A 16,947-nucleotide genomic window follows, 5' to 3' on the forward strand; every position below is an offset into this window, starting at 1 on the left:
GTCTAGGGCTTCCTTCAGATTCCTCGTCACCACGGACACCCTTGCCTTCGACTAATGGTTCGCATATCCCAACGCCCATAGCGGACTCTCACCGCCAAGTTGATGAACATGCCTGGCACACTAAAAAAAGCCCCTCCGAATCAAAGATTCGAAGGGACGACTTATATAATCGCGGTACCACCCAACTTGAGGAACAGCAAGCTCCTCCACTTAAAAAGATAACGGACTAACCGTTTACTGCTATAACTGACTTTAAATACAGGTTCACAGTAAATGCTCAGGGAGGTAATTCGATATTCTACATGTACTGACTCGCATCAACCGTCAGCTTTCTTTAACAGAGATAGAACAACTACTAATTTCCCGTCAAGGCAAAATATTTAGGTGTTATTAGCATTTTTAACATAAAGGAACCTTTATTGTCAATCCAATTTTAGGTAATTTCTCATAAAACGACAGGATTCCCCTTTTTGATAGCCTTTTTATGTTATAATATAACTTGATTTTAGGGGGAATGTTGCCAATGAATGAAGAACGTAATTGGAAAGAAAAACTGAGGACATTGCTTCAACTTTTTACAAATAAAAAAACAGTAAAAGGTGCGAGCATTACCTATCAAGTAGTTTGGAACCTGACCTTAATATTACTTATTATTATTCTACTTGGTGGGGCGTTTGCAGGTGGTGTTGGAGCAGGCTACTTCGCATCATTGACAAAAAACGAACCTATCCGATCTTACGAAAGTATGAAGAAAGATATATACAACTATGAAGAAACATCAAATCTTTATTTTGCAAATGATGTATACCTCGGAAAGCTTCGAACGGATTTGGAGAGAGAAGAAGTAAAACTAGAGGAAGTGTCCGACTACCTTTTAAAAGCGGTCGTTGCTACTGAGGACGAATACTTTTATGAGCATGACGGAGTCGTTCCTAAGGCAATTCTACGCGCACTTTTCCAAGAGGTAACAAACTCCTCTGTCCAGTCTGGTGGAAGTACGTTAACACAACAGCTTATTAAGAATCAAATCCTTACAAATGAAATTTCTTTTGAACGTAAAGCGAAAGAAATTCTACTTGCTCTACGTCTCGAAAAGTTTTTTGACAAAAAAGAAATTTTGGAAGCGTATTTAAATGTATCGACCTTTGGTAGAAATTCCTCTGGAAGAAATATTGCAGGGGTCCAATCTGCTGCAAAGGGCCTTTTCGGTATTAGTGCAAAGGAATTATCACTCCCACAGGCAGCCTTTATTGCTGGTTTGCCGCAAAGTCCTTTCGGCTATACTCCCTTTACCAATAAAGGCGAACTAAAAAAGAACCTTGAGCCAGGGTTAACAAGAATGAAGACGGTATTGCAAAGAATGTACGAAAATAACTCGATTACAAAAGATCAATACGACGAGGCATTAGCGTATGATGTAACAAAGGATTTTATCCCTGCTGGGACAAGCTCAATTGAACAATACCCTTGGGTTACTTTTGAAATCGAAAAAAGAGCCGTAGACATACTAGCGAAAATACTTGCTGAAAAAGATGGTTATACAGAAGAAGACTTACAAAATGACAATGCTTTGTTTGAAGAATATCAAACTTTAGCAGACAGAGATATTCGTCGTAACGGGTATGAAATTCACTCCACGATTGATAAGAACATTTACGACGCAATGGATAAGGTGAAAAATGAGTATCAAAACTATGGGCCAGACAAGTCAGAAACGGTGATAGACCCTGAAACAGGGGAAGAAGTGACCATTATGGAACCTGTCCAAGTAGGTGCGATTCTTATTGAAAACAAAACCGGTAAGATCTTAAGTTTCGTAGGTGGTAGAGAGTATTCTGAAGACTCGCAGCTGAATCATGCTACGAATGCCATTCGTCAAAACGGGTCAACAATGAAGCCTCTGCTTGTTTACGCTCCAGCTTTTGAGCTTGGAAAGGCTTCACCAGGTAGTATTTTACCTGATGTACCGTTACGTTTAGCACCAGGCATTAATCGTCCTTGGCCAACTAACTACACCAAGACTTATAGTGGACTAGTTACTGCTAGATATGCGTTAGCTAAATCATTTAACGTACCTGCTGTTAAACTTTACAAAGATATTATTGGTCAAAGGCCAGCAGAATACTTAAAAAAGATGGGATTCTCATCTTTAACTCCTGGGGATTATGAACAATTATCAACAGCTATTGGTTCATTAGATAACGGAGTAACCGTTGAAGAAAACACAAATGCATTCGGTACTTTTGCAAATAGTGGACAATTTATCGATGCATATATGATTGAAAAAATCGTTGATAAAGATGGAAATATTCTTTACCAGCATGAAGTAAAACCAGTAGAAGTATTCAGTCCACAAACCGCTTACCTCACAATCGATATGATGCGTGATGTAATTAATTCGGGGACAGCTACTTCCGTTAAAAGTAGACTAAAGTTTTCATCAGATTGGGCTGGGAAAACTGGTACAGGAACAGATTTCCACGATGCTTGGTTTGTGGCGGTAAATCCAAATGTTTCCTTTGGTATTTGGAACGGGTATGATACGCCAAAATCTCTAAAATCATCTGGTCTCAATTATAGCTTACGAAATAATTATTTATGGGCTGATCTCATGAATGCAGCTTATGATGTAAATCCAGCTTTAATTGACCCTGCTGAAAGCTTTAACATGCCTGGTGGAATTGTGAGGCGTTCATTCTGTGGTATTTCCGGATTGCTCCCTTCAGATGCATGTTCAAAGGCTGGCCTAGTTCAAACCGACTTATTTAATGCGAAATACGTTCCGACGACGGTTGATGACAGCTTAGTCCAAGGAAAATATGTCACCATCGGAGATAAAAAGTATTTAGCCCTAGATTCAACACCAGCTGAGTTTGCTGAAACAGGAATGATATTAAACCCTGATTATATTGAAAAACTCTTTGGAATTAAGACGGGAGTTCAAAACCTGATTCCGAAAAAGAACAATAGCAATTGGGCAAACATTCTACTTCCGGATGATAAACTTACAGATAACGGAAAGGCACCATCTCCTTTATCAATAGGTGTTAATGGCAATCAAATTACTTGGGGTTCTCACCCTGAAAATGATATTGTTGGATATCGTGTGTATTTGAATGGAAATAAAGTTGCTAGTATTAAGACCGGCTCTGCACTTTCATTTAGTGGTGGAAACGGAAAATACTATGTAACAGCAGTTGACATTGCTGGACAAGAATCAGCACCTTCGAATGAGGCATTAATCGGGCCAAAAGAAGAGGAAAAGCCGGCAGAACCACCAGTAACAGATCCAGGGACTGGAACAGACCCTGGTACCGGAACAGACCCTGGTACAGGTGGTGAAACCGGTTCAGAAAATGGTAACGGAAATGGTAACGGGACAAATCCTGGTAATAACGGTGGAAATGGTTCAAACGGATAACCAAAAAAGCAATCCTCTATGAAAAAGAGGATTGCTTTTTTCTTAATCTTCCATTGTAGAAAGATCACCTGTTGGTAAATCTAACTCCCACGCTTTTAAGACGCGTCGCATAATTTTACCACTTCTTGTTTTCGGAAGTTTATCACGGAATTCAATTTCACGAGGTGCAGCATGAGCTGCTAACCCTTTTTTCACAAATTGACGGATATCCTCCTTTAACTCTTCTGTTACTTCGTATCCATCTCTTAAAGCAACAAATGCTTTAATGATTTCCCCTCTAACTGGATCTGGCTTCCCTATGACACCTGCTTCAGCGACTGCTGGATGTTCAACCAGTTTACTTTCCACTTCGAAGGGTCCAACACGTTCACCAGATGTCATAATTACATCATCAATTCTTCCTTGGAACCAGAAATAACCGTCTTCATCCATATATGCAGAGTCACCAGACACATACCAACCACCCGGCATAAAATACGACTCGTATTTCTGCTCATTTTTCCAAATGGTATGCATCATGGATGGCCAGCCTTTTTGGATGGCTAAGTTGCCCATTCTATATGGAGGTAATTCATTTCCTTGGTCATCAACGATTGCTGCTTTTACTCCTGGGATTGGTTTTCCCATAGAGCCTGGCTTGATTTCCATACAAGGATAATTACAAATTAACTGAGCACCCGTCTCAGTCATCCACCATGTATCATGAATTCTAAGTTGGAATACTTTCATTCCCCAACGAACGACCTCTGGATTCAAAGGCTCACCCACACTTAAAATATGCCTTAAGCTACTTAGGTCAAAGCGCTTCACCACTTCATCTCCCGCACCCATCAGCATTCTAAAGGCAGTTGGAGCACTATACCAAACACTAACGCCATATTCTTCAATCATCTTATACCATGTTTCCGGATTAAAACGGCCACCTACAACCACATTAGATGTCCCTGTAAGCCATGGACCAAAGATTCCATAGGAAGTTCCAGTTACCCAACCTGGATCAGCAGTACACCAGTACACATCGTCATCCTTAAGGTCTAATACCCATTTTGCCGTTTGATAGTGTTGAATCATTGCATTATGTACATGCAGGACACCTTTGGGTTTCCCTGTTGATCCTGATGTATAGTGGAGAATGAGTCCATCTCTTCGGTCTACCCATTCAATATCTAGCTTGCTGCTTGACTCTTCGAATCTCTTTTTAAAATCAATAAATTTTCCTTCCTCTTTAATATTCTCTCCCACCAAGAAAATCGTTTTTAGTGCAGGAAGTTCATCGACTGGGACTCTCTCAAGAAGTTCCGGTGTTGTCACTAGAACCTTTGCCTCACTGTCTTCCAAACGATCCCGAACAGCACCTTCCATAAATGCTTCGAATAATGGTCCAACAATCGCTCCTAGTTTAATTGCTCCTAAAACAGAAAAATACAATTCTGGTGATCTTGGCATAAAAATGAAGACACGGTCCCCTTTTTCCACATCTCCAAATGATTTTAATGCATTACCAGCTTTGTTTGAGAATTGCTTCATTTCTTTAAACGTATACTTTTCATTACGATCTGCATCTCGATAGTAAAGAGCAACCTTGTTTTTACGGTAGGATTCTGCATGTCGATCAATCGCTTCATACGCAAGATTTACTCGACCTGTTTCAGACCATGAAAATTCCTTTTCCACTTCACGCCAGTCGAATTGCTTGTACATTTGATCGTAGTTTCCTAGATTAAATACACCATTAACTACTGATAGCGCTTCCACTTTCATCAAACCGTATCCCCCTTTGTTCATGCTTACTGTTATTATATAACAGAAAAATCTTTTTCTCAATTTTTAAAATATTTGTTTAGGAAAATATTTATGTCACAAAATCTATTTAAATTTAACAGAAAATTATGTGAAAGCGCTTAAATTTAGTGATTTTCATGTATAATATGGATTACAAAAGGTATGATTTTCATTGGGTGGTGTATAGATGGAACATATTAAAATATATAATGCAAAAAAATTAAAAACGCCTCATGGTGATTTAATTATTGAAGGGCCTATTTCTTCTGAAGCCTTATCAGGTTATGAATTTCATCATGACTTAGTTGCTTTTCGCCCCCCAGCGCAACAGCATCAAGCACTAATTGAAATTGCAGCCCTGCCAGAGGGAAGGATTATTGTAGCGAGGGACCGGCATACAATTGTTGGTTATGTTACTTATTTATATCCAGATCCTCTCGAACGCTGGTCTGAAGGGAAAATGGAAGACCTAATTGAATTAGGTGCCATTGAAGTTATTCCAAAATACCGAGGCTGTAGTGTAGGGAAAAACTTACTTATCGTCTCCATGATGGATGATGCAATGGAAGATTTCATTACAATTACAACAGAATATTACTGGCACTGGGATTTGAAAGGTACTGGCTTAAACGTATGGGAGTATCGTAAAATAATGGAAAAAATGATGAATGCCGGCGGTTTAGAATATTTTGCTACTGATGACCCTGAAATTAGCTCTCATCCAGCTAACTGTCTTATGGCTAAGATTGGAAAACGTGTTCCCAATGAATCGATTGAAAAGTTTGATCGATTAAGATTTATGAATCGTTTCATGTACTAACTCTTTATTATTCTCTAAGAGTGATGTATTTATAGAAGGGGAGAAATAGTATGATAGTCGAAGAGATTATGAAATCTGACGTCTCAACTTTAACCTCTGACAGCACGATAGCAGACGCCATTCAAATGATGAAAACAAAGCGGATTAGACATCTTCCAGTAGTAGATAAAAGCAATCAGATCATCGGATTAGTGACGGACCGTGATATTAAGGATGCAACGCCTTCCATTTTTTATGCGTCAGAACACAGTGATGTACTACAAAAACCAGTAAATGAAATTATGAGAACCAATCTAATTACTGGACATCCTTTAGATTTTGTAGAAGAAATTTCAGCTGTTTTTTATGAACATCATATAAGCTGTGTCCCCATCATAAAAGATCAAAAACTTGTTGGAATCGTAACGGAAACGGATCTATTACATACGTTAGTACAATTAACTGGAGCCCATCAGCCTGGTTCTCAAATAGAAGTAAAAGTGCCTAATCGAGCTGGAATGCTTTGTGAAGTCACTTCAGTAATTAGTAAGCGAAAAGCCAATTTACTTAGCGTGCTTGTCTATCCAGACAAAAAGGATGAAAACTATAAAATTCTAGTATTGAGAGTACAAACGATGAATCCCGTCACTCTCATTAACGAATTAAAAAAAGCAGGATATACGGTCCTATGGCCCAATCTGCCAGGGATTACGACATGATTCATGATTCTGTTTTTATCTTTTCTGAAGAACAACTGAAGTACAAATTTAACTCCAATCATCCTTTTAACCAACTTCGCCTAAAAATTACTTTAGATTTATTAAAACAATTGAATGCCCTATCTGATCATCAAATGATTCTACCTAGAAAAGCTAGCAATGAAGAGTTACAGCTTATTCATGATCCTAGTTATATTAATGCGGTAAAGCTAGCTGGTCTCGGTCAACTCTCTGCCGAAAAGGCAGAAAATTATGGACTTGGAACAGATGATACTCCAATCTTCCCCGATATGCATGATGCGAGTTCTTGGCTAGTTGGGGGAACATTAACCGCCGTTGACTATGTTATGACAGGGAAAGCCAAACATGCCCTGAACCTTGGTGGTGGTTTGCATCACGGTTTTAAAGGAAAGGCTTCTGGCTTTTGTGTTTATAATGATAGTTCCGTAGCTATAAAGTATCTTCAAGAAAAATACCATGCAAGAGTTCTTTATGTGGACACAGATGCTCACCATGGTGATGGGGTACAATGGTCCTTTTATGATGATCCCGATGTTTGTACATTATCCATACACGAAACAGGGAGATATTTATTTCCTGGTACTGGGAATGTGAATGAAAGAGGGCAAGGTAAAGGCTATGGTTTTTCCTTCAACATCCCTGTTGATGCCTTTACGGAAGATGAATCATGGCTCGAAGCGTATACCACCTCTTTAACAGAAGTTGCAGCTTTTTTCAAACCAGATGTGATCGTAACCCAGAATGGCGCTGATTCTCATTACTTGGACCCTTTAACCCATTTATCAGCTACCATGAACATTTATCGTGAAATCCCTAAACTTGCGCATCGTATTGCCCATCAGTATTGTGAAGGTAGATGGATAGCTGTTGGTGGTGGCGGATATGATATTTGGAGAGTTGTTCCTAGAGCTTGGTCATTACTCTGGCTTGAAATGACCAATAACTTAGAACTTTTAAAGCATCCATTACCTGTTGAGTGGATTCAAGCTTGGCAGTCAAAAGCCTCTGTCCCTCTACCAAAACAATGGGATGACCCAAGCGATTTATATCCACCTATCCCTCGGAAAGCTGAAATTACTGAAAAAAATTCACAAACAGTCGAAAAAGCATTATTTCCCATTCGTAACCATAAAAAGAGTATTGAAAAAGGCTGAAATTTTTCAGCCTTTTTCCTCAACTATCAGCTATTCATTTGCATGGTATTTTGGATCAGAGATGACAATCTCAACCCTTCGATTTTTTTGCCAATTTTCCTCACTGTTGTTTGGAACAATCGGCCTCGTTTCACCGTATCCAACAGCAATAAATCTGGTTGAGTCAAGCTGAAAGTTTTCAATTAAATATCTGATGACTGACCCTGCTCTAGCTGCAGAAAGCTCCCAATTGGATGGATAACGCTCAGTTGTAATTGGTCGATTATCTGTATGTCCTTCAACCTTTACTAGATTCGGCATCTCTCCAAGCAATGCTCCCACTTTGTCCAAAAAGGCATTTGATTCATTTAGAATTTCTGCTTCTCCTGACTGAAACAATGCTTGTTCTTGAAGTACTAATACAACGCCACGCTCTGTTCGATTGGCAACGATAACGTTGTTTAATCCGTTATTATCTAAATAGGATTGAACCTCCTCCAAAAGATCATCTAAACTTTGAGCAGAGTCATTATTCTCTTCTTGCTCCGTCTCGCCTTCTCCTTCGAGCGGTACAATTGAAGGATAAAAATCTAGGAATTGCTTATCTCTCATCGAGTCAGCCAGTGCTTGGAACTTAATCAGATCGATTTGCGACATAGAAAATAAGAGAATAAAAAATACAAGTACAAGCGTTATTAAATCTGAAAAAGTTACCATCCAACGTGGTGCCCCTTTATGAGACAGCCGCTGTTTTTTAGTAATTTTCATCATCTAAAGCCTCGCTATTTAACCCTTTTTCCTTGGCTTCACGTTCTTCTTCAGACAGAAATGCACTTAGCTTCTCTTGAAGAAGTTTCGGATTTTGCCCTGATTGGACACCGATCACCCCTTCAACAATGACCTGTTTGATAAAAGCTTCATTTTCTGTCTTCAACTCTAGCTTTGCTGCTATAGGGATAAAGACAAGGTTCGCAAGCAAGGATCCATATAATGTTGTTAATAAAGCGATAGCCATATTAGGTCCAAGTGTAGATGGGTCATTTAAATTTTTTAGCATGAGAACAAGCCCAATTAATGTCCCAATCATCCCCCAAGCTGGAGCATAATCACCAGCCTTTTCGAGAATTGCCCTTCCCTTTCTATGCCGGTCTTCCATCGCAGAAATTTCAGCTAATAGAATATCTTGAATAACATCAGGATCCGTTCCATCAATAGCTAATAACATTCCTTTTCGTAAAAATCGATCTTCTACTTGGTCAATCTCCATTTCAAGTGAAAGGAGACCTTCTCTTCTCGCTTTGCCCGATAAATGGACAAAGGTATCAATCAAGTCTTGAAGCTTCCTTTCGTCAGAAGAAAAAGACTGTCTCATAACTTTGATCATCTGCTTTATATCTTTTAAAGAAAAGCTGACAAGTAAGCCTGAAAGTAGTCCACCTATAACAATAAGCAATGATGCAGGGTCAACAAATGACAATAGTCCGCTTATTCCCCCGTTGTATACAATTCCAAATAACAGCATAATTACACCTATCGATAATCCGATAGGTGTTAGAACATCAAGCTTTTTCATAGTTTCTCTCCCAACTATCATAAACGAATTTGTCCACTACCTTACATATCGACAAACGGTTTACTTTGTTGAGCTTCTTAGCTCAATTCGGTGCGGAAGTACTACTGTATGTTCTGAGACTTTTTCCTTATTCATAAATTTCGTTAACAAACGCATCGCAACTGCACCGATATCATACAGAGGCTGGATAACCGTTGTTAGTTGTGGTCTTACCATAAGAGAAATTCTTGTATTGTCTGAACTAATCACTTCAAAGTCATTAGGAACGCTGTACCCTTTATCTTGTGCTCCATGTACAACTCCGACGGCCATCTCATCAGAACCAACAAAGATAGCTGTTGGTTTTTCAGGAAGTTCGATTAACTTGTCAAACGCTTCAATACCTGAATCGTACGTATAATCTCCCTCAACAATAAGGGCTTCTTCAACAGGAATTCCAGCTGCCTCTAATGCCTTTTTGTAACCTACCAACTTCTTCTCTTTGTTAATCGGTTCATGATAAGGACCAATTACCATAGCAATTCTTTTATGTCCTTTTTCAATAAAGGTATTTACAGCATCAAACGTAGCTTGCTCATAATCAATATTTACAGAAGGTACTTGTTCAGAATCTTCCAAGGATCCAGCAAGAACAATTGGAGCTGGAGATCTTTTAAATTCTGCCACATGCTCCTCAGATATATTTCCACCCATAAATACAATTCCATCCACTTGTTTTCCAAGCATGGTGTTCAACAAGTGTAACTCCTTGTCCTTATTTTGGTCTGAGTTACTTAAGATGATGTTATATTTGTACATGGTCGCAATATCTTCAATACCACGAGCAAGTTCTGCAAAAAATGGATTCGAGATATCTGGGATAATTACCCCAACCGTTGTTGTTTTTTTACTAGCCAATCCTCTTGCTACGGCATTTGGACGATAGCCTAATCTTTCAATCACTTCTAAAACTTTCTTTCTTGTAGCTGGTTTTACATTTGGATTACCATTCACAACACGAGACACTGTAGCCATGGAAACATTTGCTTCACGTGCTACATCATAAATTGTTATGTTCACAATACCCACTCCTTCTATATACGTCCTAACTTTACGTTTATTTTACTGCAAGTCTGTCATTTTTAACCATTATATAAAAATCGAAACTTGTCTATTTATGTATCATTATCATACTTCACATAGTGAATTGTCGCAATGTAAAGGCTATCTATTTAACAAAAAAAACAATTTTACGGTGGAAAACGCAAAAAAACCGACTATGATCAGCTCTCATAAGTCGGTTTTTTGTGTTATATCTTATACACGCACTAAGTTAGAAGCTTGAATTTCTTTGTAGAAAGCATTAAATTGGTCAATGTTCATTTGTTGAGCCGAATCCGACAATGCAACTGCTGGATCTGGATGAACTTCTGCCATTACTCCATCTGCACCTACAGCAAGGGCTGCTTTTGCCATTGGAAGAAGGAGATCTCTACGTCCAGTTGAGTGAGTTACGTCAACTAGAACAGGTAGATGTGTTTCTTGCTTTAAGATTGGCACAGCTGAAATATCTAATGTGTTTCTTGTTGCTCTTTCATACGTACGAATACCACGCTCACAAAGGATAATTTGGCCATTACCTTGAGACATAATATATTCAGCTGCATTAATAAATTCTTCAATCGTTGCAGCAAGTCCACGCTTCAATAGAACAGGCTTATTTACAGCACCTGCAGCTTTTAGAAGCTCAAAGTTCTGCATATTACGTGCACCAATTTGGATGACATCAATATAGTCAACAGCTTTCTCTATGTCAGCTGGGCTTACGATTTCACTAATTACAGCTAGATCGTACTCGTCAGCTACTCTTTTTAAAATTTTTAATCCTTCTACACCAAGTCCTTGGAAATCATAAGGTGAAGTTCTAGGCTTGTATGCTCCACCACGCATGAATTTTAATCCTTTTTCTTTGATGGAAGCAGCAACAGCAGCAACCTGCTCATATGACTCAACTGCACATGGTCCGAAAATTAATTGTGGGATGCCATGTCCAACTTTTTCTCCCTTTACTTCAACAATTGTATCTTCAGCTTTCTTCTTACGAGAAACAAGCAATGCTTTGCTATGATCATCCTTTTGAAGCTCTAACCCAGCCTTAAATATTTCTTTAAAAATATGTTCAACCGTAGAATTTTCGAAAGGTCCATCGTTGTTTTCCTTAATTATATCAAGCATGCTTCTTTCACGAACTGGATCGTAACGGTATACCCCTTGTGTTTCCTTTACACGTCCAATTTCTTGAACAAGTCTAGCTCTTTCATTAATTAACTTTAAAAGCTCAACATTTAACTCGTCAACACGGTCCCTAAGCTGATCTAACTCAACATTACTCATCATTTCTCGCCCCTTTGAATTGTAGATTTGAAAACAATGCTTTATTACATGCGAAAAGGAAAACCAAAGAAGGATTGTTCTTTATCCGCTTCATAAAGTGTGTTACATTTCTATATAAGTTAGAGTCATTATATATGAAATTTTTTCAAATGTCACGCAATTTTCTTTAATAATTAAACGCTTTTAAGTATTAAAGTAGATTCTTTATTATATGAACCTAAGCTAGAAGGTGTGATTTTCTTTGTCAATGAATAATAAATTGTTTGCTTTAGATATAGGTACTCGCTCATGTGTTGGTATTATCCTAGAAGAAACCAATGGTCAATATCATGTGGTTGATATGTTATCAATCGAACATTCGGAGCGCGCGATGTTAGATGGCCAAATTCATGATGTTATGGCTGTATCAAAGCTTATTACCCAAATAAAAGAAAAACTTGAAATTAAACATGGTCCTCTTCAAAAGGTATGCGTCGCAGCTGCGGGAAGGGCTTTACAAACGGAACGCTCAAAGGTATCACTTCCCATTAACGGCAAACCAATTATGCAAAAACAGGACATTCTTCATCTGGAGCTTTTAGCTGTTCAACATGCTCAAGCAGCAGTTGCTGAGAAATATAAGGAAGAGAAAAGTCATTATTATTATTGTGTCGGATATTCTGTGCTTTATTATCGTTTAGATGGAGAAGAAATCGGTAGCCTGATTGACCAACAAGGAGACGAGGCATCTGTCGAAATTATTGCCACTTTTTTACCGAAAGTTGTGGTTGAATCTTTATTAGCTGCCTTAACACGCTCAGGGTTAGAGATGGAAGCTCTAACTCTGGAACCGATAGCAGCCATCAATGTTCTCATCCCCCCCTCCATGAGGCGGTTAAATGTAGCGTTGGTGGATATCGGTGCTGGAACGTCTGATATTGCCTTAACTGATATGGGAACAGTGATTGCTTATGGAATGGTTCCTATCGCAGGAGATGAAATTACAGAAGCAATCAGTGATCAATACTTACTTGATTTCCCTTTAGCCGAAATGGCAAAAAGACAATTAAATACCCAAGAGTCCATAACAGTCACTGATATTTTGGGATTTGAGACAGAGGTTTCGAAGGGGGAGGCAATCGAACAAATTTCTTATGCAATTGATCGCCTTGCTGGTTCCATTTGCGATGAGGTATTACAGCTTAACAATGGAAAATCTCCAAAAGCAGTTATGCTAGTCGGAGGTGGAAGCTTAACACCTGAACTGGCAAAAAAAATGGCTGAAAGGCTTGAGCTTCCTCCAAATCGAGTCGCCATTAGAGGGATCGATGCCATTTCGTCATTAACGATTTCTGAGAAAATCACTAAAGGACCAGAGCTTGTCACTCCTATTGGTATTGCCTTAGCTGCCAAACAATCACCGGTACAATATATGACGGTTTACGTAAATGAACAACCCGTTCGACTATTCGAGGTAAAAAAATTAACAGTTGGAGATTGTTTATTAGCTGCAGGAATTAAAATGAATAAGCTATACGGTCGACCTGGACTAGCCATGATCATTACTTTAAATGAGAAAAATATAACCATTCCTGGTCAATATGGTCATCCTCCGACATTAATGAAAAATGGAGAAAGTTGTGCCCTAGACGATTCTATTGAAAACGGAGATATTCTGTATGTTGAAAAAGGACAAGATGGAGAACGTACTACATTATCCATTGGTCAGTTACTTGATGAAATCCCAACCAAAGAAATAGAGATCAACGGAAAAGCATATCAAGTTGAACCAATATTTATATGCAATGGTGAAACGATCGATAAAAATTATCTACTAAATGATCGAGATGTCATGGTGTTTCAATTTTCGAAGACACTTGAAGATCTGTTTCATTATCTAAATCTGTCCAATCTTATGGCAGATCTTCGACCATTTCATCTAATCCTGAATGGTAAGGATACATTTTACCCCTCCTATTCAGCTAAGCTCTACCGTAATGGGATGGAAACAAGGCTTCAAAGCAGCTTTGAGAATCATGACAAAATCACCGTACAACTGAGGGAAAATATTACTCTACAAGATCTTGCTGATGCAAATCAATATATACTTAATCAAACCATACCTGTTACATTTAATGATAAAGAAATACTCTTAAAAAAGAGTATCACCGTTGTGAAACGAGGAAATCAAATTTTGGATGAAGATAGCATCATCTATGATGGTGACTCCTTAAGTATCACCCATCAACGTTTACAGCCCTTTATCTTTCAAGACATTTTTAAGGAGGTCAACATTGACCTTCCAAAAGAAACAAATGGGTCATTCATACTTTTGAAGAACAAAGAAGAAACAACGTTCTATGATCCTCTTGAACCGTTCGACTCTTTACAGATCATTTTTCCAACTCAAAAAGGAAGCCCGGTTATCACATGATACCTGGCTTCCTTTTATTATCATATTTGATTTTCTTGCGAAACGGTAGCTAACGTTTTGCTTGTAATCTTCCAGTGAGAGGCATGCCAAGCAACGTCCCCTTTTACAAATAGGATGGCTTGTGGTGACTCATGTTTAATGTGAAAGCGTTCTGCGATATAATTTGAAAGCTCTCTCGATGATTGAACAATTAAATAATAGCTTTTAACACTTGAGTTAGTAGTAAATTCTTCGTATTCCTCATAAGCTGCTTGACTGATTGGACAAGTATTCGAGTGCTTTAAAAGATAAAAACTCTCATTGTCTACAAGAGCATCAAATTGCTCCTTCGTTTGAATTTGTTCCATTTCTAACCCTCCTAAGGATATGTATAAGTATATTTTACACAAGTTATAATAAAAAACGCAGTGTAGATATAATATCATTACACTGCGCTTTTGAACATTTATCTGCTTATTAATGATTTAACTGAGATTCTGTTTCATCAAAAGCTCTTTTTGTTTCTTCTAGCTTTCTTTGAAGCTCCTTGTCTTCACTTAACACAGGAGAAAAATCTTCTTCATATACGACGTCTGTTTCCGTGACATCAACAGGTTTGACTGACTTCACTTTACTCATAATGTCATTGGATTGCTTGGAAACAGCTTGTCCAATGGAAGAGGACTTTACTTTAGCAACCTCTGCTAATTCAGTACTCTTTGTTTTTGCTACATCATAGAGCTGACTAGTCTTCCCTTTTAAATTTCCAGCTTGTGTGTTTAAATCTGTTCTCATTTCTTTTCCTGACTTTGGAGCGAGGAATAGTGCCGTTGCTGCTCCAACAAGCCCTCCGATGATGGCACCCAATAAAAATTCTTTCGACCCTGATGTTTCATTTACATTTTGTCGATTTTCCTTTTCAGTTTCGTGATTCACCATATCATATTCCTCCTCTAATAATAACCTCTTTCTCTTCCCTTCTCGCTAGGACCTTTTTCAACAATTGCCTTTTCCTTTTTCCTATGAGTCCATCGATCCTTCATTTCCAGAAGGACATTGCCCCATTGGAGGACTTGACTAACCTTGTCCTTATTTTCCTCAACTGCAAAGTTCACAGAATTTGTGATCGTTTGAAGTGAAGAGTTAAACTTTTGAATTGTTACTCCTACATCCTTAACGGAATCAACGACACTTCCTAAGCTATCTGATTTCTTTTGAATATCTTCCGCTAGAGCATTGGTTTTATGCAACAAGTCCGTTGTTTCCCTTGTGACGCCGTCCAGCTGACGCTCCAACCCATTTAATGTTTTTGAAATACTATCTAAGGTTACTTGAAGAGACTGTAACGCTTTCGATAGAAAAATAACTAAAATAAGAAAAGCAATTGCCGCAATCCCTGCACTGACATAAAGTATCCACTCCAAAATATCCTGCACCTCCATTGACGCTTACATTTCATTACTTACCCTACTAAGAATTCATTAAACGTCAATCGTAATAAATCAATACTAAAATTTTACCATAAATAAAACAAAATTGTTATAAATGCGCCAACTTTCGCCCTTTAGGTTACAATAATAAATGTATTAAAAAGTTTTTTAAAAGGAAGGGAAAAAAATGAAAGATTCACGCATTGAGCTTCTAGCCAAAAACCTTATTAATTACTCTGTTAAGCTACAACCTGGTGAAAAGGTGCTAATTGAAAATTTTGGTTTGCAGCGAGAGCTAGTAACAGCATTAGTAAAGGAAGCATATGCAGCGGGAGGACATCCTTTCGTACTTCTTAAAGATCAGCAAGTGGACCGAGCATTGCTTCTTGGTGCCGAAGAAAAACAATTTAACTTGATGGCAGATTTTGAAGCAAACGTTATGAGTCAAATGGATGCATACATAGGGTTACGTTCCGGTGACAATATCAACGAGCACGCTGATGTTCCCGATGACAAGATGAAAATTCACGGATCAACAATCGGAAAGAAAGTACACCGTGATATCCGTGTTCCTAAAACGAAATGGGTAGTCCTGCGTTATCCAAATTCATCAATGGCGCAGCTAGCAAAAATGAGCACAGAGGGCTTTGAAGATTTTTACTTTAATGTTTGTAATTTAGATTATGGGAAAATGGATCAGGCAATGGATGCCCTGGTAGAATTAATGAACAAAACCGACAAAGTAAGAATCACAGGCCCAGGAACGGACCTATCCTTCTCGATCAAAGACATACCTGCCATCAAGTGCTCGGGGCAAATGAATATTCCTGATGGAGAGGTATATACGGCTCCAGTACGTGATTCTGTCAATGGAGTCATCACTTACAACACACCATCTCCCTATCAAGGCTTTACCTTTGAAAATGTAAAACTAACCTTTGAGGATGGGAAAATTGTTGAGGCAACTGCAAATGATGCAGAGCGGATTAATAAAATATTCGATACAGATGAAGGGGCACGCTTTGTCGGAGAATTTGCCATTGGTGTGAATCCTTTTATCTTACATCCGATGCAAGATATTTTATTTGATGAAAAGATTGATGGTAGCTTCCATTTTACGCCTGGCCAATGTTATGATGATGCCTTTAATGGAAATCATTCGAACATTCACTGGGATATGGTCAATATTCAACGCAGCGACTACGGCGGAGGAGAAATGTACTTTGATGATGTGTTAGTTAGAAAGGATGGACGCTTCGTAATTAAAGAGCTCGAGGTATTAAATCCCGAAAATTTAAAATAAC

The 16,947-nt window shown here is 38.4% G+C and carries 14 protein-coding genes and 1 other annotated feature; of the genes, 6 read left to right on the forward strand and 8 right to left on the reverse strand.

Annotated elements, in window-relative coordinates:
* Window positions 1-149 precede the first annotated feature (149 nt).
* Window positions 150-379 (reverse strand) — a binding site (T-box leader).
* Window positions 380-523: 144 nt separating this feature from the next.
* Window positions 524-3,421, forward strand: coding sequence for a transglycosylase domain-containing protein (locus ACVBAX_RS20260; RefSeq protein WP_447118599.1), 2,898 nt, complete (start codon window positions 524-526; stop codon window positions 3,419-3,421).
* 42 nt (window positions 3,422-3,463) lie between these two features.
* On the opposite strand, the gene acsA is transcribed toward ACVBAX_RS20260, so the two are convergent.
* Entirely contained in the window at window positions 3,464-5,182 is a 1,719-nt protein-coding gene (gene acsA / locus ACVBAX_RS20265; RefSeq protein ID WP_447118662.1) for an acetate--CoA ligase, read from the reverse strand.
* A 208-nt stretch (window positions 5,183-5,390) separates the two neighbouring features.
* Here acsA and ACVBAX_RS20270 point away from each other — a divergent pair, with 208 nt between their 5' ends.
* From ACVBAX_RS20270 to ACVBAX_RS20280, 3 genes are read left to right on the forward strand one after another with little or no spacing between them, the layout of a single operon-like run.
* Window positions 5,391-6,023, forward strand: coding sequence for a GNAT family N-acetyltransferase (locus tag ACVBAX_RS20270; RefSeq protein ID WP_447118600.1), 633 nt, complete (start codon window positions 5,391-5,393; stop codon window positions 6,021-6,023).
* Between the two features lie 50 nt (window positions 6,024-6,073).
* Window positions 6,074-6,721 (forward strand): acetoin utilization AcuB family protein, encoded by a 648-nt coding sequence (locus ACVBAX_RS20275; RefSeq protein ID WP_430776069.1) that lies wholly within the window; start codon window positions 6,074-6,076, stop codon window positions 6,719-6,721.
* Window positions 6,718-7,896: an acetoin utilization protein AcuC gene (locus ACVBAX_RS20280; protein ID WP_447118663.1), complete on the forward strand. Its 1,179-nt coding sequence runs from the start codon at window positions 6,718-6,720 to the stop codon at window positions 7,894-7,896. The genes ACVBAX_RS20275 and ACVBAX_RS20280 overlap by 4 nt, the downstream gene beginning before the upstream one ends.
* A gap of 30 nt (window positions 7,897-7,926) precedes the next feature.
* Here ACVBAX_RS20280 and motS read toward each other — a convergent pair whose 3' ends face one another.
* From motS to ACVBAX_RS20300, 4 genes are all read right to left on the reverse strand, one after another.
* Window positions 7,927-8,643 carry a flagellar motor protein MotS gene (gene motS / locus ACVBAX_RS20285; protein WP_447118664.1) on the reverse strand — a complete coding sequence of 239 codons (717 nt, stop codon included), beginning with the start codon at window positions 8,641-8,643 and terminating at the stop codon, window positions 7,927-7,929.
* Window positions 8,630-9,448, reverse strand: coding sequence for a flagellar motor protein MotP (gene motP, locus ACVBAX_RS20290; RefSeq protein ID WP_447118601.1), 819 nt, complete (start codon window positions 9,446-9,448; stop codon window positions 8,630-8,632). Before motP ends, motS begins: the two co-directional genes overlap by 14 nt.
* A 60-nt stretch (window positions 9,449-9,508) precedes the next feature.
* Entirely contained in the window at window positions 9,509-10,507 is a 999-nt protein-coding gene (gene ccpA, locus ACVBAX_RS20295) for a catabolite control protein A (protein ID WP_447118602.1), read from the reverse strand.
* Between the two features lie 237 nt (window positions 10,508-10,744).
* A complete protein-coding gene (locus ACVBAX_RS20300) occupies window positions 10,745-11,821 on the reverse strand; it encodes a bifunctional 3-deoxy-7-phosphoheptulonate synthase/chorismate mutase (protein ID WP_447118665.1) in 1,077 nt (358 codons plus the stop codon).
* 247 nt (window positions 11,822-12,068) lie between these two features.
* On the opposite strand from ACVBAX_RS20300, the gene pilM reads away from it, so the two are divergent.
* Complete coding sequence (gene pilM, locus ACVBAX_RS20305) at window positions 12,069-14,234, forward strand: pilus assembly protein PilM (RefSeq protein WP_447118666.1); 2,166 nt, start codon at window positions 12,069-12,071, stop codon at window positions 14,232-14,234.
* 20 nt (window positions 14,235-14,254) lie between these two features.
* Here pilM and ytxJ read toward each other — a convergent pair whose 3' ends face one another.
* The 3 genes from ytxJ to ACVBAX_RS20320 form a co-directional block, all read right to left on the reverse strand.
* Window positions 14,255-14,581: a bacillithiol system redox-active protein YtxJ gene (gene ytxJ, locus ACVBAX_RS20310; RefSeq protein ID WP_447118603.1), complete on the reverse strand. Its 327-nt coding sequence runs from the start codon at window positions 14,579-14,581 to the stop codon at window positions 14,255-14,257.
* A 109-nt stretch (window positions 14,582-14,690) separates the two neighbouring features.
* The gene (locus tag ACVBAX_RS20315; protein WP_430776073.1) at window positions 14,691-15,152 is read right to left on the reverse strand and encodes a YtxH domain-containing protein; all 462 of its coding nucleotides are present in this window, start codon (window positions 15,150-15,152) and stop codon (window positions 14,691-14,693) included.
* 14 nt (window positions 15,153-15,166) lie between these two features.
* Complete coding sequence (locus ACVBAX_RS20320; RefSeq protein ID WP_447118604.1) at window positions 15,167-15,637, reverse strand: DUF948 domain-containing protein; 471 nt, start codon at window positions 15,635-15,637, stop codon at window positions 15,167-15,169.
* 193 nt (window positions 15,638-15,830) lie between these two features.
* On the opposite strand from ACVBAX_RS20320, the gene ACVBAX_RS20325 reads away from it, so the two are divergent.
* Entirely contained in the window at window positions 15,831-16,946 is a 1,116-nt protein-coding gene (locus ACVBAX_RS20325) for an aminopeptidase (RefSeq protein ID WP_447118605.1), read from the forward strand.
* The last annotated feature ends 1 nt before the right edge of the window (window position 16,947 follow it).

This window comes from Robertmurraya sp. GLU-23 (assembly GCF_052983275.1).